Origin of the sequence: Paenibacillus sp. FSL F4-0125 (assembly GCF_038008565.1) — a bacterium.
Taxonomy (GTDB): Bacteria; Bacillota; Bacilli; order Paenibacillales; family Paenibacillaceae; genus Paenibacillus_AQ.
In genome coordinates this window covers 5,687,319-5,714,182 of the sequence record NZ_JBBOZJ010000001.1, presented here as the reverse complement: position 1 = coordinate 5,714,182, position 26,864 = coordinate 5,687,319, and the positions used below count along the sequence as shown (strand labels likewise).

The window sequence follows — 26,864 nt, the reverse complement described above, 5'->3', positions numbered from 1 at the left end:
TGCTTCTAAAAAAGGAACGGACGATAAAAAACTGCAAGCTCATGATTGAGTTGCAGTTTTTTGTCGTTTTTAAGAAGCCTGTTCAAATTGGCTATTGTAGAGCTCTGCATAGAATCCGTTCTGAGCCAGCAATTCTGCGTGGCTGCCGCTTTCCAAGATATCGCCGTCCTTCAGGACCAGAATCACATCGGCATTCTTGATCGTTGAGAGTCGGTGTGCGATAACGAAAGAGGTTCTGCCTTCCATAAGCTTATCCATCGCCTGCTGAATCAGCAGCTCTGTACGGGTATCCACCGAGCTTGTAGCTTCATCAAGAATGAGCATCGGCGCATCCTTTAGCATCGCGCGAGCGATGGTCAGCTGCTGCTTTTGGCCGGCGGATAAATTGACCTTATCATTAAGGATAGTATTGTAACCATCACTTAAGGTTTGAATGAAGCGGTGCAGGCCAACAGCCTTGCAGGCTTCTTCAAGCTTCTCGTCTGTTATATTCTGCTGATTGTAAATCAGGTTCTCTTTGATGGTACCCTCAAACAGCCAGGTATCCTGCAGGACCATACAGAATAGATCATGAATGTTCTCTCTCGTAAGGCTGCTGATCGGCGTATCATCAATGTAAATTTCTCCGCCTGTTAATTCGTTGAAGCGGATGAGCAGATTAACGAGAGTGGTCTTCCCTGCACCGGTAGGTCCTACTATGGCAACTTTTTGCCCGGGCTTTACGTCTGCCGAGAAGTTTTTGATAATCAGCTTCTCTGAAGTCTCATATGCAAATTGTACTTGATCAAAACGTACTTTGCCTTCAGCAGTTGCCAGCGTGCGTTCTTTCAAACTCTCGTCTTCCATTTCTTCAGCCTCTAGGAATTCAAATACACGCCCTCCAGCGGCGGATGCCGATTGCAAATTCTGTGCGGCTTGGGCGATCTGAGACAACGGCTGGGTGAAGTACCGTACATACATGATGAAGGCGACAATGACCCCGAATGAAATCGTACCATTCATGGCTAATACAGCACCCACGACACAGACGGCGACAAAGCCTAGATTACCAATGAAGCCCATAAGCGGTGGCATCAGTCCAGAGAGGAATTGCGCTTTGAAGGCGCTGTTCTTCAGCCCTTGATTCAATTCCTGGAAGGTAGTGCGCATCTGCGCTTCCCCGTTATATGCTTTTACCACGTTATGCCCTGTGTACACTTCTTCAACATGACCGTTGATTTTGCCCAAATATTCCTGCTGACTGGCAAAATACTTTTGCGATTTCTTCATGATGATCGCCATAAGACCGAAGCCGATGATAGTTGCAACGACAGCGGTGATGGTCATGATCACATTGGTCCGGAGCATCATGATAATGGAACCGATGAACATTGCGACAGCGGTCACTACAGTACCGATACTCTGATTGAGGGCCTGACCGATGGTATCCACATCGTTGGTAACCCGGGAGAGAATGTCCCCGGTTGCCGACTTGTTGTAGTAAGAGATCGGAAGTCTGTTCATTTTATGAGCGAGGTCGGTTCTTAATTTCTTGGAGACTTTTTGGGTAATATTCGACATGATCAACCCTTGCGAGAGTGACAACAACGCACCGACGCCGTAGATCACGACGAGGGTAATGCCAATGGCAGTAATGCCGTCCATATCGATGCCGCTGACGAGGCCGGCTGTAATCTTGTCGGTGATCTCGGAGAGCTTATCCGGACCGAATAACGTGAGTACCGTTCCAGCCGCCGCGCAGATTAGCGCAATTACGATCACAGGAACATACTTGCGGCAGTAACGGAGCAGCTTGCTCCATGTATTCTGACTCTTATTCTTAATCTTCATTAGGCAAGCTCCTCCTTGGTCAGCTGTGAGTAGGCAATTTCCTGATATACGCTGCAGGTTTGCATTAATTGGTCATGAGTTCCGATACCGGCGATTTGTCCGGCTTCCAGAACAATGATTTTATCGGCGTCTTTGATTGTACCGATACGCTGAGCTACGATCAGCATTGTTGAGTCATTCGCGTCTTTTTTTAGCTCACTGCGTAATTTGCGGTCGGTCTTATAGTCAAGCGCCGAGAAAGAATCGTCAAAGATTAATATTTCTGGACGTCGTGCAATCGCCCTGGCAATCGACAGCCGTTGTTTCTGTCCGCCAGAGAGATTTGATCCGCCTTGGGCGATATGGGCCTCATAGTTCCCCTCTAGCTTTTCTACAAATTCAGAGGATTGGGAAGTGTACACCGCATCTACAATATCTGAACTGAGGACCTGACCGGAGCCGTTCTCACCAAATGCAATATTGGAGGACACTGTTCCTCCAAACAAAACAGCCTTCTGGGAGACGTAGCCCATTTTATTCCGCAGCGCTTGCTGGTCGTATTCTTTGACATTGATGCCATTTACCAGCACTTCGCCTTCTGTAGCATCATAGAAACGGGGGATGAGGTTAACAAGTGTACTTTTCCCGCAGCCTGTAGATCCGATAAAAGCAACCGTCTCCCCCTGCTTCGCCGTGAAGCTGATGTTCTCCAACACATATTCCTCTGCATCTGGATATTTGAAGCTAACCCCTCTGAATTCAATTTCATCTTCTCGCTTCACAGGGAATTGAGTTACTGATCCATTCTTCAAGCTAGGTACTGTTTCTAGCACTTCATTGATACGCTTAGCCGATACTTGAGCACGGGGCAGTAGAATAAAGATCATAATCAGCATCATAAAGGCCATAACCACTTGCATGGCATAAGATGAGAATACGATCATATCTGAGAACAAGCCCATCTTGGCTGTCCCCTCGGCTGCTTGAATGAGCACGGCACCGATCCAATAGATGGAGAGGCTTAACCCGCTCATAATCAAAGTAATACTTGGCATCAACATGGTCATAACATTGTTGGCAAATAGATTGGTACTGGTAAGCTCGTTGTTGGCTACAGCGAACTTCTTTTCCTGATATTGCTCGGCATTGTAAGCCCGGATGACACGAAGACCGTTAAGATTCTCTCTGGATACACGATTCAGATTATCTGTAAGCAGCTGCAGCTTCTTAAATTTAGGCAGGACAAGCACGATGCAGATCGCGACAATAATTACGAGCAGTGCGACCGCGACACCTGTAGAAAGGGTCCACTGCCAGCTTTTGCCGGAAATCTTGAGTAACGCCCACACTGCAAGGATTGGAGCTTTCACAAGCAGTTGTAAGCCGATCACAATCAGCATTTGTACTTGCGTGATGTCATTCGTGGAACGGGTAATTAGACTTGCTGTTGAGAAGTTGCTGATCTCCTCCATGGAGAAGGACTGCACCTTATCGAACAAATTGGAACGCAATCTTGCAGACAAGTCGGCCGCTATTCTCGCAGCAATGCCTGCTACAACCACCGAGGTCGCCAGACTGCCAAGAGCACAGAGCAGCATCCAGCCTCCTGCCACAAGGATCTCATTCATTTCGCTTCCTGGTGTCTGGATCAGCCGGGTAATATCACTCATGTAGTCAGGCAGTTCTAAATCCAGCCAAACTTGAGCGATAATGAACATGAGGCTGATACCGAATAAGAACCATTCTTTGGGTTCCAGATTCTTGAGTAATTTCAACATAAGAATGACTCCTTTGCATTATCATTGCTATGATCGTAACGGAGAATGATAAACTGAAAATTAACTTTTGCTATGAAATGAAAGAAGAGACCACCCCTTAAGCCATAGAATGACTGCTTGGGATAGCCTCTTATGTTTGAGCAGGATATACGTGAACACCTTAACATTTTATAAAAAATATACATAATCTATGAATTCTTCAATAAAATCTGCGCCGTTCTCATTTCTCCTTTTTTGATACATTGTGAATCCAACACTTTCATACATCCGTTGAGCAGGGTTTAGATCATCATTTGTGGTCACAATAATTTTTTTTACATCATTCTGGCTGATTCTATTAACCGCCTCTTGAAGCTGGATTTTACCATAGCCATTGCCTTTATGTTTCGAAGCAATGCAATTATGCCCGATTTCTGCATACTCAGGCATGTTTCTCGGGTCCCACACCACAAATCCGATGGGTTCATCATTTACAGTTGTGATAAAAGCATATTTATCAGCAATTTGTAAATGGTCAAAGAAAAAATTGTCACAATCCTGCCAATCAGAAATAGAGCTTAGTTCATATCTTCGATCAAATGAATACGCATCTATCAATAATTCAAAGAGAATTCCCCGATTAAAGCTGCTCAGTTTTTTGAATTTTACACTCATTTATTGGTAGCCCCCATTTCTTTTCTTACCTTTTTAAAATCGGGGAGCAGTACAGTGAAAGTGGTTCCTTGCATTGGAACACTGTCGCAGGTGATGATTCCATCATGCAGCTCAATGATTTTTTGGACAATCGTAAGCCCCAAGCCATTACCGGCAGTAGAGTGAGAGGTATCCTGTTGATAGAACTTGTCGAAGACCTTGGGGAGTGCATTTGGACTAATGCCTACTCCATTATCACGGAACGTAATTTCGACCTGATCCTTCAACCGCCTCATGGTAACTTCGATTTCACCGTGCTCGGGCGTGAATTTGATCGCATTGTCTAATAAATTTAGCCAGACCTGGCTCAACATCTCTTTATTCCCGGGTACCTCATAATCCTGCACGTTGGCTTTGAAGGAAATATGCTTTTTCGTAAGTTTAGTATGCTGTAGCAGGACGCATTGGCGAATTTGTTCTCCAACATTGAAGGGTTGTCGATCGCTTAATATCGCTTGTGCTTCCACTTTGGAGAGGTTCAGGACATTTGAGGCCAGAGCGACCAGGCGGGTAGATTCTTCGATAACAATATCCAGATATTCATTCCGTTCGTCCTTGCTCAGCTCATCATCCTTCAGGATTTCAGCGAACCCTTTAATCGATACAATCGGAGTACGGAATTCATGGGAGAAATTGTTTACAAAGTCTGTGCGCAGAATTTCAATGCCACCCAGCTCCTCAGCCATCCGGTTAATATTCTCGGAGAGAATCTTGAATTCCGGAGGGTGTTTGAGCTGTAGCCGCATGGAGAAGTCCCCTCCGGCTAACTTGTCAATGGCATCAATAAAGGTATGGATTGATTTCAGCATTCTACGACTGGTAATGATCGATATGACGGTGCCGATAATGGTGCAGGCAATTAATATAATCAAGGTGAGAATTTTTTTGTCCTGTAGAATCCGCTCATCGAGCAGACCGAAGACTAGAGATAGATAGGTCAGGATTCCGGTGATCAGCATTGTAATGAGGAAAATGATGAATACACCAATCGAGAAGTAGATCGGCAGACTGATTTTGCTACTTAGCTTTTTGATCATGTTCTCACCGCCTTATAACCGAGACCGCGGACGGACACAAGTTCGAACTCCGGATAGTTTTCAAACCGTTTTCGCAAGCGATTGATGTGCACATTAACCGTAGTGTCCGTCGTTTCGCTGTCCATCCCCCAGATTTCGTCCATCAGCTGGATGCGAGTGAAAATGCGCTCCGGATAGGATAAAAGCTTATAGAGGAGATGGAATTCCTTTTGGGGAAGCGTCTGTTTTTCATTGTCTCGAGTTACTGTTAACGCATCGAAATCAAGAATGACTTTACCAACAACAAGCTTACGGGCGCTTACAATCTGTGAGCGGCGCAAAAGGGCTTGAATTCTCAAGAGCATTTCTTCTGTATCCACAGGTTTGGTCATGTAATCGTCCGTTCCGAGGCGGAATCCTTTTTTCTTATCTTCTGGAAGCTGCTTGGCCGTGGCCATGAGGATCGGGATTGTGTTGTTCGCATTCCTTAGCTCTTCGGCAAATTCGTAACCATCCATCCCTGGCATCATGATATCGAGAATAATTAGATCGATATGCTGGACTTCAAGAACTTCCAGTGCCTGGATGCCATTTTCAGCCGTTAACACTTCATAACCTTCCCGTTTCAGGACAGCGTTCATCAGCTTTCTGACATGCTTATCATCTTCCACAACGAGGATCTTAATCATGGTTTCACTCCAATAGGTTCAAGATTTAACCGATTAATTGCATTACAAAGTTTTGGAATGCTCCTTTTTGGCCGGGTAATACTATAACAATGGGCAAACTAGGTTGTCTCCCGTTGAATTAGTTGAAACGACAGTGGCTGCAGTTCCATCTCCCGCCCAAGTAGCACTGGAGCCAGCAGAAGAAAAGCGTTCTCTGCCTGTCCCGCAATCGGATTCAGAATGGTGGTGATTCCAAGGGTTCGCGACAGCTCTGAATGATCAAAACCAACGATGGCGAGATCCCCGGGCACGTCCAATTTCTGCCTGCGTGCTTCGCTGAGAATGCCCGCCGCGACCAAATCATTAGAGCACAAAATCGCGTCCGGCCGGTCTGTTTCATCCATAAGGGTGCGCAGTAACTGCTCTCCGTCGTGGATGCTGTAAATCGTAGAGTAATACCAATTCTCGACAACGGGAAGATTATATTTGGTCATGATGTGCTCATAGGCCAGGCGTCTGCTTTGGGTATTAATGCTGCTGGGACGGCCGAAGGCATTAGCGATACGCTTATAACCCCGCGCTATCAAATGCTCCAAAGCGAGTGCGTATCCATCATATTGGTTCATGGCAACGGACGGTATATCAGGATGGTCCATGCGCTGCCAGGATACGATGGGTCCGTATTTGCAGTAGGAAGAGATGACATTCTGTTCGTTAACGGATGTCAGGATGAGCAGGGCGTCGACTCGTTTCATTTTGAGATCCTCAAAAGCCTGAAGCTCCTTTTGCTTATCCCCACCGGTAGTATAAATAATCGTCTGGTATCCGTAACGACCGGAGATTTCGACGAAGCTGTTCATAAAGCTCAGAATAAGCTCGTTTAAGTCCATGGTGATCATGCCGATTTGCTGCGTCTGACCTTTGGATAAAGAAATGGCATTTCGGTTAGGAACATAATCCGTTTCCTTCATAATGGCGAGAATTTTCTCACGAGTCTCCTTGCTAACATGAGGCGATTGGTTCAGGACGCGGGACACCGTGGCTTTGGAAAAGCCCGATAGCTTAGCAATTTCGTCAAGAGTGGACATCGGTTTGTTCTCCTTCACATGAATAATACTTGACATGTAACGCGTTCCAAGGTTTAGGATTCGAATTAGAGCAGTAATCCTATACTATCACAATAGCAAAGGCGGGAAAAAATATGGAATTGCAATTTCCAAAAGGATTCTTATGGGGCGGTGCTGTAGCAGCCAATCAGCTTGAAGGGGCGTATCAGGAGGATGGTAAAGGATGGTCCACCCAAGATGTTATGCCGAAGGGGATTAAGTCTGCGCCTACAGAGGTTCCTACTGACGATAATATGAAGCTGGTGGGAATCGATTTCTATCACCGATATAAAGAAGATATTAAGCTGTTCGCGGAAATGGGCTTTAAAGTGTTCCGGACGTCTATTGCCTGGTCCCGGATTTTTCCGAAAGGGGACGAGCTGGAGCCCAATGAAAAAGGTCTGCAGTTTTACGACGACCTATTCGATGAGTGTCATAAATACGGCATCGAGCCACTGGTGACTATCTCCCATTATGAAACTCCGCTACATCTGGCAAGAGAATATGATGGATGGGTTAACCGTAAGATGGTGGATTTTTACGAGCGCTATGTAAGAACGATATATAACCGTTACAAGAACAAGGTTAAATATTGGCTGACCTTTAACGAGATTAACTCCATTCTTGAGTTTCCATTTATGAGTGGCGGGATCAATACGCCGTTAGAGAAATTGAGTAAGCAGGATCTGTATCAAGCTATTCATCATGAGTTCGTAGCAAGTGCTCTGGCTGTGAAGATCGGACATGAGATTAATCCAGACTTCCAAATAGGGTGTATGGTGCTTAGCATGCCGATTTATCCGCTCACTCCGCATCCGGACGATGTGATTAAGGCGATGCAAAGCGATCACAAAAATATGTTCTTTGCGGATGTGCATGCTAGAGGGTATTACCCAGGCTATATGAAGCGTTTCTTCAAAGAAAATGGGATTCATATTCACTTTGAGCCAGGGGACGAAGAGGCTCTGAAGCATACCGTGGACTTCATATCGTTCAGTTATTATATGAGCACCTGTGAGACGGCTGATCCTGAAAAACAAATCAGAGGTGAAGGTAACCTGCTAGGCGGGGTTGCGAATCCGTATCTGGAAGCGAGCGAATGGGGCTGGCAAATCGATCCGCAGGGCTTGCGTTATGTTATGAATATGTTCTACGACCGATATCAGAAACCGCTGTTTATCGTGGAAAATGGTCTTGGCGCTGTCGATCAGCTGGTAGTAGATGGCAACGGCGAAAAGGTAGTAAACGATGATTATCGGATCAATTATTTACGAGATCATCTGGTCCAGGTCGCAGAAGCTATTGCCGACGGTGTGGAAGTCATGGGCTATACAAGCTGGGGCTGCATCGACTTGGTTAGCGCAACGAGCGCCGAACTAAAGAAACGTTATGGCTTCATTTATGTGGACCGTCATGATGATGGTTCAGGTACTCTTGATCGATACCGGAAGAAGTCTTTCCACTGGTACAAAGAAGTGATTGAATCCAACGGACAGAGCTTGTTCTAGTAGGTCGGTTGACATCATGAATTGAACATGTTAATTTGTAAGTAACAATTAATCGGATATCAGGATTGCTACTGCATAGCAGGCAAAACCTAAGTTTCATTTATGATTACGGGGAATTTCTCTCTAGTACATAGATGCGATTTAGGTTTTTTTGCGTTCACTTATTCTCGATTGATTAATTTATCGGTTACCAAAGGGGTGTAGGATAATGAGTTATGAACAGCTGGGTAAAGACATCATTCAATCTGTCGGTGGAGAGAAAAATATTAACAACGTAATTCACTGTGCTACTCGACTAAGATTCACACTTAATGATGAGCAGAAAGTTAATAAAGAAAAGCTGGATAAAATGGAGGGGATTATTGGTGCAGTTAGCAAAGGGGGACAATTCCAAGTCATTGTGGGTACCCATGTTGCTGATGTTTATAAAGAGATAAGCAAATCCATATCCCCTAATAGTAATTCTGGTGATAATGCGGTTAAGAAACCTATAGGAGCTTTAATTTTTGATGTGATTTCTAGAAGCTTCTCACCTTTAATTGGTGCCTTAGCGGGTGCGGGTATGTTGAAAGCGCTATTAACCGTACTGACTTCGTTAAATGTTTTAGCGGCGGATGGTGAGACTTACAAAGTACTAGCCGGCGCTAGTAATGCCGTTTTTTACTTTCTGCCAATTTTCCTAGGCATTACATTATCGATTAGACTTGGTGTAAATGCTTACGTAGGGGGCGCTATCGGTGCGGCTTTACTCGAACCAAATATTACGGGATTAGCCAGTGTTGAATCTCCACATTTTCTAGGTATTCCTTTAGTAATGTCGGATTATTCATCAAGCGTTTTTCCGATTTTCATCGCCATCTGTATATATGCTTTACTAGATAAGCAACTAAGAAAGTTTATACACAAGGATTTACAATTGTTCTTGGTACCTATGCTTTGTTTGATGGTGATTGTTCCTTTGACGATTTTGGTATTCGGACCATTTGGAGTAAATGTAGGGAACTTAATCGGGGACGCTATTGTGTTCTTAAGTAGTAAGAGTGGCATTATTACGGGTGCAATCGTGGGGATTTCCTGGACGTACCTGACTGTACTCGGTTTGCATTGGGGACTCGTTCCGATTATTCTTGAAAACATTGCTAAAGGCGGAGATCCAATCTATGCAATGGCAGGTATGGCTATTTTCGCTCAACTTGGTGTTGCCTTAGGTATTTTCTTGAAAACAAAAGACAAAAAGCTGAAAACATTAGCCGGAAGTACCTTTTTACCAGGAGCGCTCTCAGGCGTAACTGAACCTATTATTTACGGATTGTTGACACGTTACAAACGGACTTTTATTTATGTATCCATTGCCGGGGGTCTAGGTGGTGCAATGTCGGGTCTTGCTGGTGTGAAAATGGAAGTATTCGCATTTGTGAGCATATTAAGTCTTCCGGCATTCACTCCTTTGGCAATTCAAGCGATCATAGCTCTTGGGACGATTATATTGGCTATGGTGATTACAATGTTCTTTGGTTTTGAAGACAAAAAGAAAGTGATCGCTGAGGAAGAAACGACGAGTTCTGAGAACAATGAGGTTATTCTGCCTCACGCTGTGAAAAGTACAACGGTTGTGAGCCCTCTCGCCGGTAACGTAATCCCTTTATCCTCCGTAGATGATGCTGCATTTGCTTCTGAAGCAATGGGCAAGGGGATGGCAATTGAACCTTCAGAAGGTAAGCTGTACTCCCCAGTAAGCGGGGTTGTATCCACCATTTTTAGAACAGGGCATTGTATTGCAGTCGTATCGGATGATGGCGTTGAAGTTCTGATTCATATCGGTATAGAAACTGTGAAGTTAAAGGGTAAATACTTTGATGTGAAGGTGGAAGAAGGAGCAACGGTTAAACAGGGTGACTTACTGATTGAATTCGATCTCGAACAAATTAAAAATGAAGGCTATCAAAGTACAACACCGATCATTATTACCAATACAGCTAACTATAGTGACGTCATTGGCACCAAAAAAGCAGCGATCACACCGGGCGAAGATTTGTTGACGGTAGTAGTTTGATTTAGTGGCAGGTCATAAGAATTAAAACGAAATCGATCTCTTAGTATGGATGCTGAGAGGTCGATTTTTTTATGAAAAACATAATAAAAATATAGCTAGCTGCGCATAATGGAAAGGATTGCTAGATGCTTGTCGATTAAATAAGTCCATGGTATGATTTTTATAAATTAATAATTGTGGATTGTTACTGGTCGTGCAGGCAAAACCCGAAGTTAAGCCATTTGTTTAATGGTTACTTTTGGTTTTGCCTTTTTTAATTTTTGGTACAAGGAGTTGTAGCATGCAGATTGAAAAAATATTAAACAATAATGTAGTTACCGTTATAGATGATCAAAATATTGAATTGGTAATCATGGGGAGAGGCCTTGCTTTTAAGAAAAAACGAGGAGACATCTTAGAAGAAGACAAAATTGAAAAAATATTCACGTTAAACAATCAAAAACTTTCAGATAAGCTAAAAACGCTTCTTTCCGAGATTCCAATAGAGCATATGGAGCTTTCAGAAGAGATTATCAACTTTGCCAAACTGCAACTCGGTAAAATGTTGGACGATAGCATCTATGTTAGTCTGACCGATCATATCAGCTTTGCGTTGGAGCGATTCTCAAAAGGAATGAAGATTAAAAACGCTATGCTTTGGGAAATTAAAAAGTTCTATAAGGAAGAATACGAGGTTGGGAAAGCTGCACTTCAAATTATTCACTCAAAGTTCGGCATTATGCTTCCCGAGGATGAGGCCGGACATATTGCTCTCCATCTGGTGAATGCTGAATTAAATGAAGAGATGCCCAATATGGTGAATATTACGAAGATAATGAATGATATATTAAATATTGTGAAGCATCATTTCAGACTAGAATACGATGAGGAGTCCCTCTCTTATTACCGGTTTATCACTCACTTGAAATTTTTTGCACAACGTCTCATCAACGGTACACCGCCGCCGGATAATGAGAATGGCTTATTTAATTTAGTGAAGGAGCAATACAAAGAAGCTTTCGCCAGTGTTGAGAAAATAAAAATCTATATTGATAAAACATACAATCGTGAATTAACAAATGATGAAATGTTGTATCTCACCATACACATTGAAAGAATTACCAACCAAAAAATGGAGTAATAGAACGTCCTAATGATCAAGGCAACCCTTGATTTATTAGGATTTTTTGTATGGGAAGGTCCTTCTATATAAAATTTTAACTTTGACTTTCAGCGGAATCACGTATAAGATATCTATTATGTTCTCTATGATAATCATTATCAATAGAATGATAACAATTATCATAGAATATAACTTCGAGCGGTACATACAGGGGGATAAAGAGAATGCACAAAAGGTTGATTAGTTTATTTATGGTTATTGCTATCGTATTGGTAGTATCAGGCTGTGGTACTAACGAAAAGAATAATTCAACATCCAACGCGGGAGCAAATGACAAACCAGCTTCTGAAAATGCAAGTAGTGAATCTACAAGCGGTCCGATCGTATTAAAAGATTCTAAAGGCGAGGTTAAGTTGGATAAACCAGCGCAAAAGGTTGTAGTTCTGGAGTGGACATTTACGGAAGATATTATTGCGCTCGGAATGCAGCCGGTGGGGAACGCCGATAACGAAAACTACAAGTTATATGTAACTTCTGAGGTACCACTCGATGCAAGCGTAACGGATGTTGGTTCACGCGACGAGCCGGATCTAGAGACCATTGCTTCATTAAAACCAGATTTGATTATTGCGAATACGGGTGGACACGAAGGAATTTATGATCAATTAAAAGGCATCGCTCCAACACTGATTTTCGGTCTATACCCGGAAGAAGGACAAGGTAATCAGTATACGTTGATGGAAGATACTTTCAAAACGATTGCAGCGGCTGTAGGTAAAACCGCGAAAGGCGACAAGGTTCTTGCTGACCTGGATGCACATTATGCGGAAGCGAAGGCAAAGCTGGCTGAAGCAGGTAAAGAAGGCTTGAATTACGTGCTGACGCAAGCCTATAGCTACCAGAATGCAGCAACATTGCGTCTTTTTACAGATAACTCACTTGCTGTACAAACATTGGAGCGGATTGGTTTGAAGAACGACTGGAAACCCGAAAAATTCGAAGCTTACGGCTTCACTACATCAACGGTTGAAGCATTGCCGGCTGTTCAGGATACTAACCTGATGTATATCGTCCAGAAGGATGATAATATTTTCACGAAAGAGCTGAAGGATAATTCCGTGTGGAACGGCCTTAACTTTGTGAAAGAGAATCGTACCTTCGGATTGAGCAGTACTACTTGGGTTTTCGGCGGTCCGATCTCCTCCAAGGTTATCGTGGATGAAGTTATAAATACATTAACGAAATGAGTGCTTTTATGAACGGGAAGAGCAGAAAAGAAGCCTCAAGTGGAATGATCTGGAGTATCATTGTAATATTTGGGGGCGGCCTTGCCGCCCTCTTTGTTCTGTCCATTCTAAGCCTAGGCTTCGGTGAAGCCAAAATCCCTGCAGCTACGGTGCTGGAGGGATTGCTGAATCGCCAGGATGTGATGGAACATAATCTGCTCTGGGATATCCGGATGCCGCGTACGGTGATAGGCCTATTGGCTGGGGCCGCCCTGGCTGCGGCTGGAGCATTACTGCAAACGATAACGAAGAATCCGCTCGCTTCCTCAGATACATTAGGGATTAATGCCGGAGCTTATTTTATGGTTGTCCTTGGAATGGTTACTTTTCCAGCTTTGCAGCATCAGTTCCCATTCTTGCTTGCAGTAGCAGGGGGACTGCTTGCCGCATTAGCCGCCTATTTGTTGAGCGGTGGCAAAGGGGCTACGCCTGTCCGATTGGCATTATCAGGTATGATCGTGTCTATGGTTCTCGGAGCTTTTACATCCGCCCTACATATTTTTAACAAGAACGAAACACAAAACCTATTCTTATGGGGCTCAGGCTCATTGATTCAGCTAGATTGGGACGGTGTTAAGTATGCCTGGCCGTTTGTAATTCCATTGCTTGTAGCAGCTATGCTCGCAGGTAGACAATTTGATGCGCTGGAGCTTGATGAATCCACTGCCCGCTCGCTTGGGCAACGTGTTGGATTGGCACGGGGCTTAGGTTTAGGTTTATCTGTATTATTGGCTGCGGTCGTGGTCAGCGTGGTCGGGCCGATCGGATTTGTTGGTCTAGTGGCTCCTCATCTGGTTCGGCTTAGTGGTATTCGAAAGCACCACCTGCTCATTCCTGCAAGTGCGTTGTGGGGAGCCCTGCTCATTACGGCAGCGGATACGCTTGCGCGCGTGGTTCGTAGCAGTGTAGGGGAGATGCCAGTTGGGGCAGTTATGGCGATCATTGGAGCGCCTTGGCTCATTTGGCTAGTGCTCACCAAGATGAAAAATATCTCAGGTTCAGGCTCTGGTCAGTCATCTATGAATATAGGCGGAACAGCGCTTCGGATGCGCTTTGTTCCGACGGTCATATTTATGACCGTCCTGCTCATTGTTGTTATCCTTGTGAGTTTGTCACTTGGGGGAACGAGAATACCGATCAGGGATTTGTTGAGCAGTCTTGTCCACAGCGGAGATGGATCGTATTCCGTCCTGTTGAATTTACGACTTCCGCGTACACTTGTTGCGGCTGGCGGCGGTATAGCGCTTGCCATTAGCGGGGTCTTGATTCAAAGCGCTGTCCGAAATCCGCTGGCTGATGCCTCCATTATAGGTGTGACCTCGGGTGCTGGATTGGGGGCGCTAACTGTGATGATCGCTTTTCCGGCACTGACGGTAATAGCGGTCCCCATTGCAGCAATTGCGGGTGGTGCTTTAGCTGCAGCCTTTGTGTTTGTTTTGGCATGGCGTAGAGCCTTGAATCCATCTGTCCTTATTCTGCTTGGAATCGCTGTATCAGCCATTGCCTCTGCGGGAATACAGGTTATGATCGTTAAGGGAAGTTTATGGAGCAGCAGCTCCTTAATTTGGTTAACGGGTTCGACTTACGGACGAAGCTGGAATCAATTTAATAGCTTGTTTATCTTTTTGATTGTACTTGTTCCATTGGCTTATTATTTTGGACGCAGATTCGATTTATTAGCATTTGGCGATGAGAGTTCAACAGGTTTGGGTCTGCCCGTTCGCGGAACTCGACTTTGGGCGATGATTATCGGTGTGATGCTTGCAGCGGGAGCCGTTGCAAGTGTAGGAACCATTGGGTTCCTCGGACTTATGGCGCCGCATGCGGTACGGATGATGATTGGGCATCACACAAGACGATCTATTGTTTTGTCAGGATTACTTGGCGGATTGATGCTCGTGATTGCGGATACGCTGGGAAGAACCATAATGGCACCAAAAGAAATCCCATCAGGCCTTATTATTATGTTGATCGGAGCTCCGTATTTCCTATTTCTAATGTATAGATCACAGGTTAAAAAAGTGTAAATCTTCGCCAAGCTAAATAATTTGAGTACTGGAAGGAGAGAGCGTGGTAATACCGCTCTCTCTTTTTTCTCTGAGTGCATAACCCGTCTTCCATCATGGACTGATGGGGAAGATTATTTTTTTGTAACCTATAAATCATGAAACTTTTATATACTTAGAGGCGTCAAATAAGTAGGTAAAAAATGTATTCGTCATTCCAGGAGGGTGGATTTGTGAAAAAGTTATGGATTTCAATTTTAGTGGTTTTAGTAGCCTTTCCGATGATATTTCAATCTTCAGTGAAGGCTGCTACTCCGATCAGTATTATTATTGACGGTGTTCGATTGTCTACAGATCAAGCACCGGTAATGGTGAACGGGCGGACGATGGTACCGCTGCGGGCTATTTTTGAGGCCTTTAATGCCTCCATCAAGTGGGATCAAAAAGCACAAACTGTAACTGCAACTAAAGATAATACAACGATTATGTTAAAGATTGGCTCAAAGACAGCCACCATTAACAATAAGGCTGTAACTCTAGACGTGCCTGGTTTAAATCTGAAGGGGAGAACGATGGTCCCAACAAGGTTCGTCAGTGAAGCGCTGGGCCATGAAGTGGGATGGAACCCTAAGACGCAAGTTGTAACTATAACGACTTCTGCCTCGAATGTTGGAAACGCTGGACCAGTATCTAACATAGTAGCGCAGGATGTGAGTGATTTTGGTGACGGCCGGGATCTTCAGGTTAGCTTCACACGAGCAGTAAATGAATCTCTAGTAGATCATTACCGTGTTCTGATTGTGAAGTCAGGGAATATTCTCAACCTGTCATCCGCACAAGCGGTAGCCTCTTACAATTATTCTACGGTATTACCGACAGGCACAAATCCTTCGATTAAATTGACATCCATTTCGAGGACTGTTGATGGTGATTCAATTAAGAATAATCAAGCGTATGTGGCGTATATCTTGACGGTTGGCAAGGGAAGTAATACTAGTGTACTTTCTATTGGGTCCTCCTCTATAACACTAGTGAATAAGACTGTAACAGCAATAAATAATGTACAAGTAAATGATATAAGTGATTATGGGGATGGAAGAGATTTATCGGTCAGCTTCAATAAGCTGTCAGATGAGTCGAAGATAAGTTCTTATCGGATATTCGTTGTCAAAGCTAATAATTATTCGAATTTTAATTTAACCACAGCCAATAATGTATCTAGTGCGAACAGCACGCTAGTCAGTAAGACAGGGAATAATATCACTCAAATTTTATCTTCAGGATCCAAAGATACAGACGGAGCACTTCTTAAAACAGGCGTAAACTATAGAGTGTTTGTTATGGCGATGGATAACAGTAATGCAGCTAATAATGTTTTGTCTTCTGTTTCCTCTGCAATAACGCTGACCAATATAGGTGTCTCTAACATAACTGTCAGCGATGTTAGCAACTATAATGATGGCCGAGATTTAAGGGTGTCATTTACTCATGCGACGGACGAAACCTATATTAGCCAGTACCGGATCATGGTGGTTCCAACGTCATATTACAGTAGCTTTAGTTTAGCCGAAGCCAATAATGTAACAAATGCCAACTATACAGCGGCTAGTACAAATGGTACTTCAACCAGCCTAACATTGAGCTCGTCAGCCAGAGATGTACGTGGAGCTTTGATAAAGAATGGAGTCAGCTACAAAGTATATATCTTATCTATTGGAAGCGGAAGTAATTCAGGAGGGAATGTTCTTTCGAATGCTTCATCAGTAATTACATTAATTTATGATTCCAGTGTGAGCACAGTCTTTAACTTGAGTGTCAGCGATGTTTATGATTATGGAGATGGCCGAGATTTGAGAGTGTCATTTACTCATGCAACGGACGAAACCTATATCAGTCAGTACCGAATTTTGGTAGTTCCGACGTCATATTATGGCAGTTTTGATTTATACGCAGCTAATAATGTAGTAAGTGGCAACTATACAGCTGTTAGTACAAGTGGTTCTTCTACCAATCAGGTCTTGTATTCGTCAACTAGAGATGTTCTCGGTGATCTGATTAAGAGTGGGAGTAGCTATAGAGTGTATGTGTTATCTGTTGGAAGTGGAGGCTATTCGGATTCTAATGAGCTCTCTTCCGCTTCACCGATAGTTACATTGTTTAATAATTCCAGCCTAAAGGCTGTTACAAACTTGAATGTTAGCGATGTTAATGACTACGGCGACGGCCGGGATTTGCAGGTATCGTTTAACCACGCCACAGATGAAACTTACATCAACCAATACCGGATTATGGTGGTACCTACGTCTGATTACAGCAGCTTTAGCCTGTCTGATGCAAATAATGTATCCAGTGCTAATTACACCTCGGTAAGTACATCAGGCAGCAGTACCAGCCAAGTATTAGATTCTTCCGCCAGAGACGTACGTGGTAAATTAATAAAGGCTGGAATTAGTTATAAAGTGTATGTATTATCTGCCGGCAACGGAAATTATGCGGGTCCAAATGCAATTTCCGGGGAATCATCGGCCATTACGTTATCTGCGAATAAAAGTCCGGTGATCTCTGTAACAAATGTAACGTATAGAGAGGACAATGGTAGAATCCTGATTAGTTTCGACAAATCCGCCAATGAGAGCAATATTTCGGAATACCGAGTATTGGTGGTTCCGTCTAAACAAGGGTTTGGTACGGCGGATGCTCTTGCGGTGAATTCCTCTTATTATTCGTCGGTAACCCCTAACGGGACGAATCCTTCAACATTCACTGCGACAAGGGATGTTAACGGTAACTCAATTGTTAAAGGTATTAAGTATAAGGTGTATGTTCTTGCTGTAGCCAACAATAGCGGTATGCAGAATGGCGGTCTTTCAAATTCAACGGAGGAGTTTGAATTAAGCTCAGGGCGTGACGGAAGAGATTAAACGTACGATATGGAATTGGAATGAGACTTTTAGCTCTTTTAGCCTGGCCACTAATGGTCAGGCTTTTGTTTTATGTACATAATTTCCTTGAGTTTCATGATATAGTAGTAACCGAGAAGTTTGTGCTATTTTTCACAATTGATTATGTTACGATCCTGAAATCTTGTACCTCATATGACTAAAAAGGAGCAAAGAAAAATGAAAATTGGTGAATTCTCCAAAAAGAATAACGTGACGCAAGATACCATTCGTCATTATATAGATATGGGCCTTCTAGTTGCTGAAAAACAGGGCTGGCAGTATAAATTTAGTGAAGAAGATAGCTGTGATATCGAAAAAATTACGATGCTGAAGCAGTTGGATTTTTCGTTGACTGAAATTCAGGAGATTTTATGCTTCAATCGCATTGGCGGTGAAAAGACAGATGAGTTCAGAGATTTCTATTTATCCTTACTGGAGCGAAAAAAAGAGCAAAATCTGAAAGAACAGCAAAGATGTAAGGAGATTGACTTCCTCCTGAAAGATCGAATCAATGAGTTGAAAAGGTATGGAATCAGTGAAAAGAAAAGACTGGGATTTCCTCTGTCCTCTACAGGTTTATTATATTGCCCTTGTTGCAAGCAAGCTTTGGAGATCAGTGACGGGATTGTAGAAAAAAGTATGCTGATCGAAGCTACTGTTCATTGTGAATGCGGTTACATTGCTGTGATAGAAGATGGAATCTACATCGATAAGAAGGCGGTAAGGAAAAAGATTGAGATCCCTTCGAAGAAAAAATTCCTCGAGGTGACTTCGCCGAAGTTTGTGAATTTTATGTACAACGGAACTCATACGATCATCGACTATATTTTAAACCACGGAAATAGCCCTAAATATATCATGGAGTTAGATAATTGTGTGGGTAGATTTCTAATGCAGTATATTGATTACCTGCCTAAAGGCTGCACTTATGTGCTTATTTGTCATGACAAGGACAGAATAACGAGTGTGAAGGATAATTTAGTGCAACAGCATGAGCATAGTAACTTCATCTTTTTCTGCTGTGCCATGGATCAATTACCGATTGCAGAATCCTCTATGGATATCATCATCGATCATTGGATGAGCAGAATATACGCTAAATCAACGAATAAATCCTTATTAGATATTGTATCGCCGTTTTTAAAAGAAGAGGGTCTTCTCACGGGTGCCTATCCTCATATCGGAACGAAAAGCAAGGACTTCATAAACATTCCGCTTGAATTAAGAGATTACTTTAATAAAAATAGAATATTGGAAAGATTGGATGCTTTGTATTTTTCACAGCTAGAGGTTGCAGAAATCGGTCCGGTTCTTGAGAACAACCCCTATATTGATATGAATGATAAAGAACAATATCTAATGCTGTATGCGGGCAGGAAAAAAAGTCAGATCGATAACATTTCACCTGCGAACGAATTTGAGCGGAAAAGAAGACAAAATTTGATTTCCTAAAATATTGGGTTAACCCCATACTTTTCTTTTTTTCGTGATTTTTAATGTGCTTTTTTTCACAAAGTTCCCTTGACGTGGTGATGACCCCAGAATTTACACTCAGGTTAGTAATCATTACGTGCTTATATATCAAGGGGGAACAAGAATGAAAAGGAATTTGAAAAGGGTAAGCTTGTTGTTATTAGGTCTTGTATTGCTGCTAAGTTTAGCGGCGTGTTCACCATCTGCTTCAGAGACTACCAATAGTGCCAAGTCAGATACCGCCTCAGCTTCTGCTATGTATAAAGCAGGGACATATACGGCGACAGCCGCTGGTAACAATGGCGATGTGACGGTTGAAGTAGTGTTCGACGAGCAATCGATCGTCTCAGTTGTAGTGAAGGAACAAAGTGAAACCAAAGGTCTTAGTGATACGCCGTTCGAACGTATTCCGCAGCAAATTGTTGAGAGACAGACATTGGCTGTTGATGCTGTATCTGGTGCAACGAACTCCTCAAAGGCAATTCTTACTGCAGTGGAGGATTGCGTCAAACAAGCGGGTGGAGATGTAGAGGCGCTTAAGGTGGCAGCTGTAACGGATGCTAAGGAGCAAAAGGCAACGGAGTTAACCACTGATGTTGTCATTATTGGTGGAGGCGGTACAGGGCTTGCTGCGGCTGGATCCGCTTTTGAGAATGGTGCCAAAGTTATCGTATTAGAAAAATTAGCAACGCTAGGTGGTTCAACAGCTTTATCTGGTGGAGCAATCGGGGCAACGGGCACTCGTTTTCAAAAAGAGCAAGGCATTGAAGACTCACCAGAGTCATGGTTAGAGCTGTGGAAGGAACGTCAAAGCACAAGTAATCCGGAGAGTAACTATCCAGATTACGATCGGGTGCGTACTTTTATGGATGCTGCTGTAGATACGACAGAATGGTTAGTAGATACCATGAATCATAAATATGCAAGTGTACAAGGTTATGGCGTTGATCCTGTAGCTCGCCTGCATTTTCCTGAAGCAGGTGGAGCAAGCTTAATCGCAAATATGGAAAAGACACTTAGGGATAAAGGAATCGATATCCTTACGGAGACCAAAGCTACCGAGTTAATCACGAATGATAAAGGCGATGTGATCGGAGTTACGGCTGAGAATGCTGAAGGCAAGCTGATCGTTCATGCTAAAAAGGTGATCATTGCTTCGGGTGGTTTTGCTAAGAGTGAGGAATTAATGAAGGAGTTCTTGCCAGAATTTGTTGAGAACATGGATATCAGTGCAGCAGGTGCAGGTAGTACAGGGGATGGAATTCTTATGGCTGAGAAATTAGGAGCTGCTCTTTATGAAGACCCATGGATCATCGGTTTAGGGATGACTGCTCGTATTCCTGGCTTGAGTGCCCTAGAGTGGGATACAACGAAGGTATATGTGAATGAAAAGGGCGAGCGTTACATGAATGAAAATAGCCATTACGCCCTTGTAACAAATAAGGCAGCTAAGAATGAACAAGTGTGGGTGGTTCTCGATTCTAGTGTTGCTAATGCGGAAGTGATTAAAACACTGGAAGCTAAGCTTCCAAGTGATGAGATTGCTACTGGAAATACTATTGCAGAATTATCTTCTGCCATGCAGCTACCTGGAGATGCACTAGTAACAACAATGGATACTTTCAATGCAGGCGTAACTTCAGGCAAAGATGCTTTTGGAAAAGAAGCGGCAACGCTTGTTGCAGTGAACAAAGGACCTTTCTATGCGATTAAGAATTACCCTAGAACGATGGGGACTTTTGGCGGCTTGAAAATTGACGAGAACTATAGGGTTGTAAAAGAAGATGGATCCATCATTAACAATCTTTACGCAGGCGGAGAAGCAGCGAATCGCTATTTGTACAATCAAGTGTACATGACCGGTAGTGCTGTGCAATATGCCCTAACTAGCGGTCGACTGAGCGGAGAACATGCTGCCAAAGCAGTTGTCGATGGAAAATGAATCTTGTGCAGATAAATAGAATTCAATAAACAATAAGGCAAAAAACCTTCATGGAGCAAAGGGCTTGATGAAGTGTTTTTTGCCTTTTTATTGTTACACCTTTAATGATATCGCTGGACTAGGCTGGGCACAACATAGTATTCAAGCTCTTGCCGCCAGAGAAATCCTGCTGGGCATAGGAGATCATACCTTCGGGCCACAGTTGGATGTAACTCGGGCACAGTTCCTGAAGATGTTGATGCTTGCTCTAGAACTGGATGATGTCAACGCAGTAAGTACATTCCAGGATGTTGGGCAGAATGACTGGTACTATAGCTCCGTTGCTGCCGCCGCGAAGCTTGGTATTGTTCAAGGCAGACCGGATGGGGAGAGCCAGCTCATTTCACAGATGCATCTGGTATTTCGGGCTATGCGCTAGAGGCTGTTCAAGCTTTGAGTGGTGCAAACATCATTCAAGGGGTTGGCAAGGACAGCTTTGCACCTAAAGCACATGCTACTCGGGCTCAGGCAGCAGTGATTGTGTATGGGTTGTTTCAGTTAATGTAAACATTTCAAGTTGACACCCTGTGTGATTTATCATATTATGATTCGTGTTGTTATAAGTAAATAAACCAAACTCTATCCAGTGGATGGAGTGGCGGAATTTTGTCAAAGATGTATTCTTTGGTTTCAGTCGCCCCTTGTCATTTCGATGACAAGGGGCTTTATTATGTGATTTGGACGGTCCAATAGGAAGGTTCAACAGAAAGGAAAGAAGATTACGATGAATATGAAGTTACTCAAATATGCTTTACTAGTATTTGTAGGTGCATGTAGTTATGGATCGCTCTCCACGATCGTTAAGCTTGGAATGAATGATGGCTTTAGAATGCAGCAACTGGTTGGGTCGCAATACTTTTTTGGATGGTGCATGCTGCTCTTGTTAGTTGTGTTATTTTCCCGAAAAAAACTCGGGTTAAAGGTAGGTGCTTCGTTATTAGGCGCGGGGATTACCATTAGTATGACGGGTATTTTCTATGGGTTTGCCGTTGAACAATTACCTGCTTCGATTGCGATCGTTCTCTTATTCCAATTTACTTGGATTGGTGTGATTCTGGAGGCGATTGTAGATAGAAAATGGCCTAGTCGAGAGAAAATAATTTCGATGGTTATCCTTCTGATAGGAACCATATTAGCTGGGGGGATTCTAGAACCTAGTGTAGGCGAAATGACTACGAGTGGTATTGTTTTCGGTCTGATGTCTGCGGTGTCGTTTGCTTTCTATATTTTTGTTAGTGGTAGAGTGGCTACGCAGGTACCTGCAGTGAATAAAAGCTTGTATATGACTACAAGTGCAATGATTATTATTATGGTTGTTTTTTCGCCTTCCTTTATTTATGACGGAGCACTTACAGATGGACTTTGGAAGTATGGTCTTCCTTTAGGGCTGCTTGGTATAGTTATTCCTGTACTCTTCTTTTCCATTGGTGTTCCGAAACTGGGTTCAGGCCTGGGAACGATTCTTGGTGCGGCGGAGTTGCCAGCGGCTGTAGTCGCCTCCGTGTTAGTTCTGCAAGAAGATGTATCTTTGCTTCGCTGGGTTGGAATTTTCGTCGTTCTAATTGGAATTGCAGCACCACAAATCATCCCGATGCGAACAGGGAAAAAGTCACCCAAACCATCCCCTAAACAACCACTACGTAAAATAGAGCTTTAAGTGCAAACTGGCATTGAGGTTTGATCAGGTCCTTATAGGATAAGATCATTCCTCGGTGCTTTTTTTAAATATAAATTTATATCGCCGAAAGCGTTTTACGCTTGTACAAAAAAAGATTGGTGTTAATTTTTCTGGTATGACGGATCAATGCCTATTATATAGTGGTGCTATTCTATTTAATGGAGTTGACCACTGATGAACAGAATTGACTATGACTATTTTAAATCTCTGCACAATCAACAGAAACCGCTAATGCTATATAACTGTTGGGATGTAGCTTCGGCCAAAGCGATAGAAAAAGCAGGTTCAAAGGCTATAGCCACAAGCAGCTTCGCAATGGCGGATGCATGGGGGTATTCGGATGGCGAACAGCTCTCATTTGAGCAGCTACTGTGGTCTGTTTCGAGAATAGCAGAACATGTATCTGTACCATTGACGGTAGATATTGAGGGTGGGTATGCTGTAGATGAAGAGTCCTTAGCCAATAACATGGAACAATTATTCCAATTAGGCATCTGCGGGATCAATTTCGAGGATCAAAAGGTGAATCATCCGGACGATGAATTATGGGCAATCAAGGAGCAGAGTCAGCGAATTCGAACGATACAGCAAGCAGCAGCCAAGCTTCAGAAGAAGGTGTTTATTAATGCCAGAACCGATCTCTTTTTCAAAAAAACGAAGCATTCGCTGGGTCTAGTAAATGAAGCTATAGAACGTACCTATGCTTATGCTGAGGCTGGGGCAGACGGGATTTTTATTCCGGGGTTGACTGAGCAAAGTTTGATAGAACAATTTGCGCAAAAGTCGCCACTGCCTGTAAATGTTATGGTGATGGATGGTATGATTTCTAATGCTGAATTGCAGGAGCTTGGCGTAAAAAGAATTAGCTATGGTCCATATAGTTACTTTCAAGCACTGCATCATCTTCAAGACGATGCCCGGTCCATTCTGCAGCCACCCGCACATTATTTAGAAATGAGCTAACAACACTATGATCACGAATAAACAGCAAATCGATAAATATTATGAGATGTTAGTCGAAAAAAACTCCAATTATGAAGGTGTATTTTTTGTCGGCGTAAAAACAACAGGCATCATGTGCAGGCCAACTTGTCCGGCTAAAAAGCCATATAAAGAAAACTGTGAGTTTTTCGCAACAGCCAAAGAAGCCTTGTTAGCTTCATATCGACCGTGTAAAAGATGCCAGCCTTTGTCCAATCCCACAAAAATGTCCTCAGAAGTAAAGCTTCTTGTTGAAGCTATAGAGCGTAATCCGGAAAGGAAATGGACAGATAAAGATTTTGATGAGCTGTCGATTAGTGCAAATACTGCACGCAGACAATTTAAGAAGCAATTCGGAATGACCTTTATTGAATATGCACGTTCTAGACGTTTAGGGCTGGCATTCAAACATATCAGGAATGGGGATTCTATCATTAACGCGCAACTGGATAGCGGGTACGATTCGAGTAATGGATTTAGGGATGCTTTTTCACGAACGATGGGCACCGTCCCGAATCACTCCAAGCAGATTAAAGTGCTGCACTGTACCTGGATAGAAACGATATTAGGGTCTATGCTTGCGATCGCAGAGGAAGAGTACCTTTTACTGCTGGAGTTTGTAGACCGAAAGGGACTTGAGAATGAAATCAAGAAATTACGCACCCGCTTAAATGCAACGATTTTGCCTGAAAAGGTTCCTGTGCTAGAGCAAATTGAAGAGGAATTAAATCTTTATTTCGAAGGAGAACTTATAGAATTCAGAACGCCGATTCGTTATCTTGGATCTGATTTTCAGCAAAATGTATGGAATGAACTACGAAGAATTCCTGTAGGCCAAACTGTTTCGTACAAGGAGCTTGCAGAGAATATAAATCACCCTTCGGCTTGCCGCGCTGTAGCAAGGGCTAATGGAGCAAATCAATTATCGATCTTGGTTCCATGTCATCGAGTGATCAATAGTAACGGTGAAATAGGAGGCTATGGCGGCGGTATTGCAAGAAAAGAATGGTTAATCAATCATGAGAAAACCATTAGTTTGTAGGGCGTATATCAACTGAAAATGGATTGAATTCGATGTGTCTGAAAGTCTGGATACATCGTTTTTTATTGTTTTTTAAGTGAGAAAAGCACTAGTTCAAGCAAAAGAAGGAAATTTTATGCTATCACAACAATATCCAATTGTGATAGCATAATATATATTTTCATAAGAAAGCGCAGTCTTATCTTAAGGAGATTGGAGCGAACATCATGCTGAAGGTTATGATCGTGGATGATGAGCCCTGGGTACTTGAAGGGCTGAGAACGATGATTGATTGGGAAAAATACGGCTTTGAAGTGTGCGGGGAAGCCCGTAATGGTTCAGAAGCGATGAGACTTATACAAGAATATAAACCGGAATTGGTCCTAACGGACATTAATATGCCGGTTATTAATGGTCTCGAGCTTATCACAAAGCTGAATGAATTGATGCCTAAGCCTCCGAAATTTGTGGTATTGACCGGGTATAATGATTTTAAATATGCACGTACGGCATTGCAACAACGAGTGAACGACTATTTATTAAAGCCTATTGATGATGAAGAAATAGAGTCATTATTAAGCAGGATTACGCCTATGATTCGAAATGAAATCGCTTCCAATGAAGAGCTTGATAAGAAGCAATTTTTTATCGTAAACAATATTATCAACCGTCTAATTCAAGGTGAGTGCAACGAAAATTTAGAGCTTCTAACCCAGAGCACGTTGAAGCTTCAAGCGAATGCAGAATTAATGTGTATTCTTATCGAACCAGCCACATCTTTGAATCCATTTCTTCCACGAACCGTCGACTACTTTCCTCAGGAAAGTATACATTTCTTTCAAGATCGATCGGGAAGAACAGGGATCATTCTTGAGTCTGCTTCTATTGGGAATGAGAGTCTGGACGCTATCATCAACCAGATTCGTTCGGATTTTGCTGAACAATCACATGAGCCGGTACTCCTGGCGATTAGCACTAGGGGGGTAGGCGTGTGTTCGATTCGAGAAATCTATATGCAGGCGCTTGATGTATGGAAACGCAAGACACATCAGCAGAAGAAGGGGGTTTTTTATTATTGTGAGCTTAGGGCTCTAAAGAAGAATGAACACCATGAGGATCACTTCAAACTGCTGCTGGATAAGGTTCTGGCAAACGATATAGAACAGATACAGCCATGTGTAAAAGAAACGTTTGCTTTTTTCGTAGAGAATCTATTGACGATTGAAATCGTGCAAGCCCAAGTGGCTCATTTGGAGCTTACAATTTGTACACTTATAGCCCAAATGAATGGTAGTCCAGATACGATGATGATAAAGATTCAGCAAGAATATGGAAATTTAGGGGAGTTAAATGATTATTTTGCATTAAGCCGCTATGTTCAAAGTCTATCTATGCTGGCGACGGTATATTTATCTGAATTAGAGCAGCAGAATGAACAAAATACGATTTACAAGGTGATTCAGTATGTGGATCGTGAATTTCGGAATAAATTGAAGCTTCAGGATTTAGCACGGCAATTTCATATCAATTCTACCTATTTGGGACAGCTTTTCAGGAAACAAACGGGTCAGGGCTTTAGTGAATATTTAAATGCCAAAAGGATTGAGGAAGCCAAAAGTCTGCTTAAGCGAACGCAGCTGAAAATATCGGATATTGCGGTGCAGGTGGGATTTTCAAATACAGACTATTTTATAGACAAGTTCAAGCTGATTGTAGGGGTAGTCCCATCCGTCTATAAAAATGAAAATAAAAACCAATAGCTC

Annotated in this window: 20 protein-coding genes; 14 read left to right on the top strand and 6 right to left on the bottom strand. The window is 42.9% G+C overall.

Annotated elements, in window-relative coordinates:
- Window positions 1-69: 69 nt before the first annotated feature.
- From NST74_RS25300 to NST74_RS25275, 6 genes are all read right to left on the bottom strand, one after another.
- Window positions 70-1,830 (bottom strand): ABC transporter ATP-binding protein, encoded by a 1,761-nt coding sequence (locus NST74_RS25300; protein WP_341115085.1) that lies wholly within the window; start codon window positions 1,828-1,830, stop codon window positions 70-72.
- Complete coding sequence (locus tag NST74_RS25295; protein ID WP_341115084.1) at window positions 1,830-3,587, bottom strand: ABC transporter ATP-binding protein; 1,758 nt, start codon at window positions 3,585-3,587, stop codon at window positions 1,830-1,832. The genes NST74_RS25300 and NST74_RS25295 overlap by 1 nt, the downstream gene beginning before the upstream one ends.
- A 168-nt stretch (window positions 3,588-3,755) precedes the next feature.
- Window positions 3,756-4,241, bottom strand: a complete 486-nt coding sequence (locus NST74_RS25290; protein WP_341115083.1) for a GNAT family N-acetyltransferase — start codon at window positions 4,239-4,241, stop codon at window positions 3,756-3,758.
- Window positions 4,238-5,317, bottom strand: a complete 1,080-nt coding sequence (locus tag NST74_RS25285; protein ID WP_341115082.1) for a sensor histidine kinase — start codon at window positions 5,315-5,317, stop codon at window positions 4,238-4,240. The genes NST74_RS25290 and NST74_RS25285 overlap by 4 nt, the downstream gene beginning before the upstream one ends.
- On the bottom strand, window positions 5,314-5,985 hold the full coding sequence (locus NST74_RS25280; protein WP_341115080.1) for a response regulator transcription factor: 672 nt from the start codon (window positions 5,983-5,985) through the stop codon (window positions 5,314-5,316). Before NST74_RS25280 ends, NST74_RS25285 begins: the two co-directional genes overlap by 4 nt.
- A gap of 98 nt (window positions 5,986-6,083) precedes the next feature.
- Window positions 6,084-7,052 (bottom strand): LacI family DNA-binding transcriptional regulator, encoded by a 969-nt coding sequence (locus NST74_RS25275; protein ID WP_341115972.1) that lies wholly within the window; start codon window positions 7,050-7,052, stop codon window positions 6,084-6,086.
- Between the two features lie 113 nt (window positions 7,053-7,165).
- Here NST74_RS25275 and NST74_RS25270 point away from each other — a divergent pair, with 113 nt between their 5' ends.
- The 14 genes from NST74_RS25270 to NST74_RS25205 all read left to right on the top strand — a co-directional run bounded on the left by NST74_RS25270 (window position 7,166) and on the right by NST74_RS25205 (window position 26,861).
- The gene (locus tag NST74_RS25270; RefSeq protein ID WP_341115078.1) at window positions 7,166-8,578 is read left to right on the top strand and encodes a glycoside hydrolase family 1 protein; all 1,413 of its coding nucleotides are present in this window, start codon (window positions 7,166-7,168) and stop codon (window positions 8,576-8,578) included.
- 208 nt (window positions 8,579-8,786) lie between these two features.
- On the top strand, window positions 8,787-10,631 hold the full coding sequence (locus NST74_RS25265; protein ID WP_341115077.1) for a beta-glucoside-specific PTS transporter subunit IIABC: 1,845 nt from the start codon (window positions 8,787-8,789) through the stop codon (window positions 10,629-10,631).
- A 280-nt stretch (window positions 10,632-10,911) separates the two neighbouring features.
- The gene (licT, locus tag NST74_RS25260; protein ID WP_339288078.1) at window positions 10,912-11,751 is read left to right on the top strand and encodes a BglG family transcription antiterminator LicT; all 840 of its coding nucleotides are present in this window, start codon (window positions 10,912-10,914) and stop codon (window positions 11,749-11,751) included.
- Between the two features lie 206 nt (window positions 11,752-11,957).
- Window positions 11,958-12,980, top strand: coding sequence for an ABC transporter substrate-binding protein (locus tag NST74_RS25255; RefSeq protein WP_341115075.1), 1,023 nt, complete (start codon window positions 11,958-11,960; stop codon window positions 12,978-12,980).
- An 8-nt stretch (window positions 12,981-12,988) separates the two neighbouring features.
- Entirely contained in the window at window positions 12,989-15,046 is a 2,058-nt protein-coding gene (locus tag NST74_RS25250) for an iron ABC transporter permease (protein ID WP_341115073.1), read from the top strand.
- Between the two features lie 212 nt (window positions 15,047-15,258).
- Window positions 15,259-17,946 (top strand): copper amine oxidase N-terminal domain-containing protein, encoded by a 2,688-nt coding sequence (locus tag NST74_RS25245; RefSeq protein ID WP_341115072.1) that lies wholly within the window; start codon window positions 15,259-15,261, stop codon window positions 17,944-17,946.
- A 198-nt stretch (window positions 17,947-18,144) separates the two neighbouring features.
- Window positions 18,145-19,419 carry a MerR family transcriptional regulator gene (locus NST74_RS25240; RefSeq protein ID WP_042130969.1) on the top strand — a complete coding sequence of 425 codons (1,275 nt, stop codon included), beginning with the start codon at window positions 18,145-18,147 and terminating at the stop codon, window positions 19,417-19,419.
- A gap of 145 nt (window positions 19,420-19,564) precedes the next feature.
- Complete coding sequence (locus tag NST74_RS25235) at window positions 19,565-21,382, top strand: FAD-dependent oxidoreductase (RefSeq protein ID WP_341115070.1); 1,818 nt, start codon at window positions 19,565-19,567, stop codon at window positions 21,380-21,382.
- A gap of 67 nt (window positions 21,383-21,449) precedes the next feature.
- Window positions 21,450-21,800 carry an S-layer homology domain-containing protein gene (locus tag NST74_RS25230; protein ID WP_341115971.1) on the top strand — a complete coding sequence of 117 codons (351 nt, stop codon included), beginning with the start codon at window positions 21,450-21,452 and terminating at the stop codon, window positions 21,798-21,800.
- A 14-nt stretch (window positions 21,801-21,814) separates the two neighbouring features.
- Window positions 21,815-21,928: an S-layer homology domain-containing protein gene (locus NST74_RS25225; protein WP_341115069.1), complete on the top strand. Its 114-nt coding sequence runs from the start codon at window positions 21,815-21,817 to the stop codon at window positions 21,926-21,928.
- A gap of 223 nt (window positions 21,929-22,151) precedes the next feature.
- The gene (locus tag NST74_RS25220) at window positions 22,152-23,078 is read left to right on the top strand and encodes an EamA family transporter (protein ID WP_042132474.1); all 927 of its coding nucleotides are present in this window, start codon (window positions 22,152-22,154) and stop codon (window positions 23,076-23,078) included.
- A 195-nt stretch (window positions 23,079-23,273) separates the two neighbouring features.
- Complete coding sequence (locus tag NST74_RS25215; protein ID WP_341115068.1) at window positions 23,274-24,062, top strand: isocitrate lyase/PEP mutase family protein; 789 nt, start codon at window positions 23,274-23,276, stop codon at window positions 24,060-24,062.
- A 7-nt stretch (window positions 24,063-24,069) separates the two neighbouring features.
- On the top strand, window positions 24,070-25,122 hold the full coding sequence (locus NST74_RS25210) for a bifunctional transcriptional activator/DNA repair enzyme AdaA (RefSeq protein ID WP_341115067.1): 1,053 nt from the start codon (window positions 24,070-24,072) through the stop codon (window positions 25,120-25,122).
- Between the two features lie 206 nt (window positions 25,123-25,328).
- On the top strand, window positions 25,329-26,861 hold the full coding sequence (locus NST74_RS25205) for a response regulator transcription factor (RefSeq protein WP_341115066.1): 1,533 nt from the start codon (window positions 25,329-25,331) through the stop codon (window positions 26,859-26,861).
- Window positions 26,862-26,864: the final 3 nt, after the last annotated feature.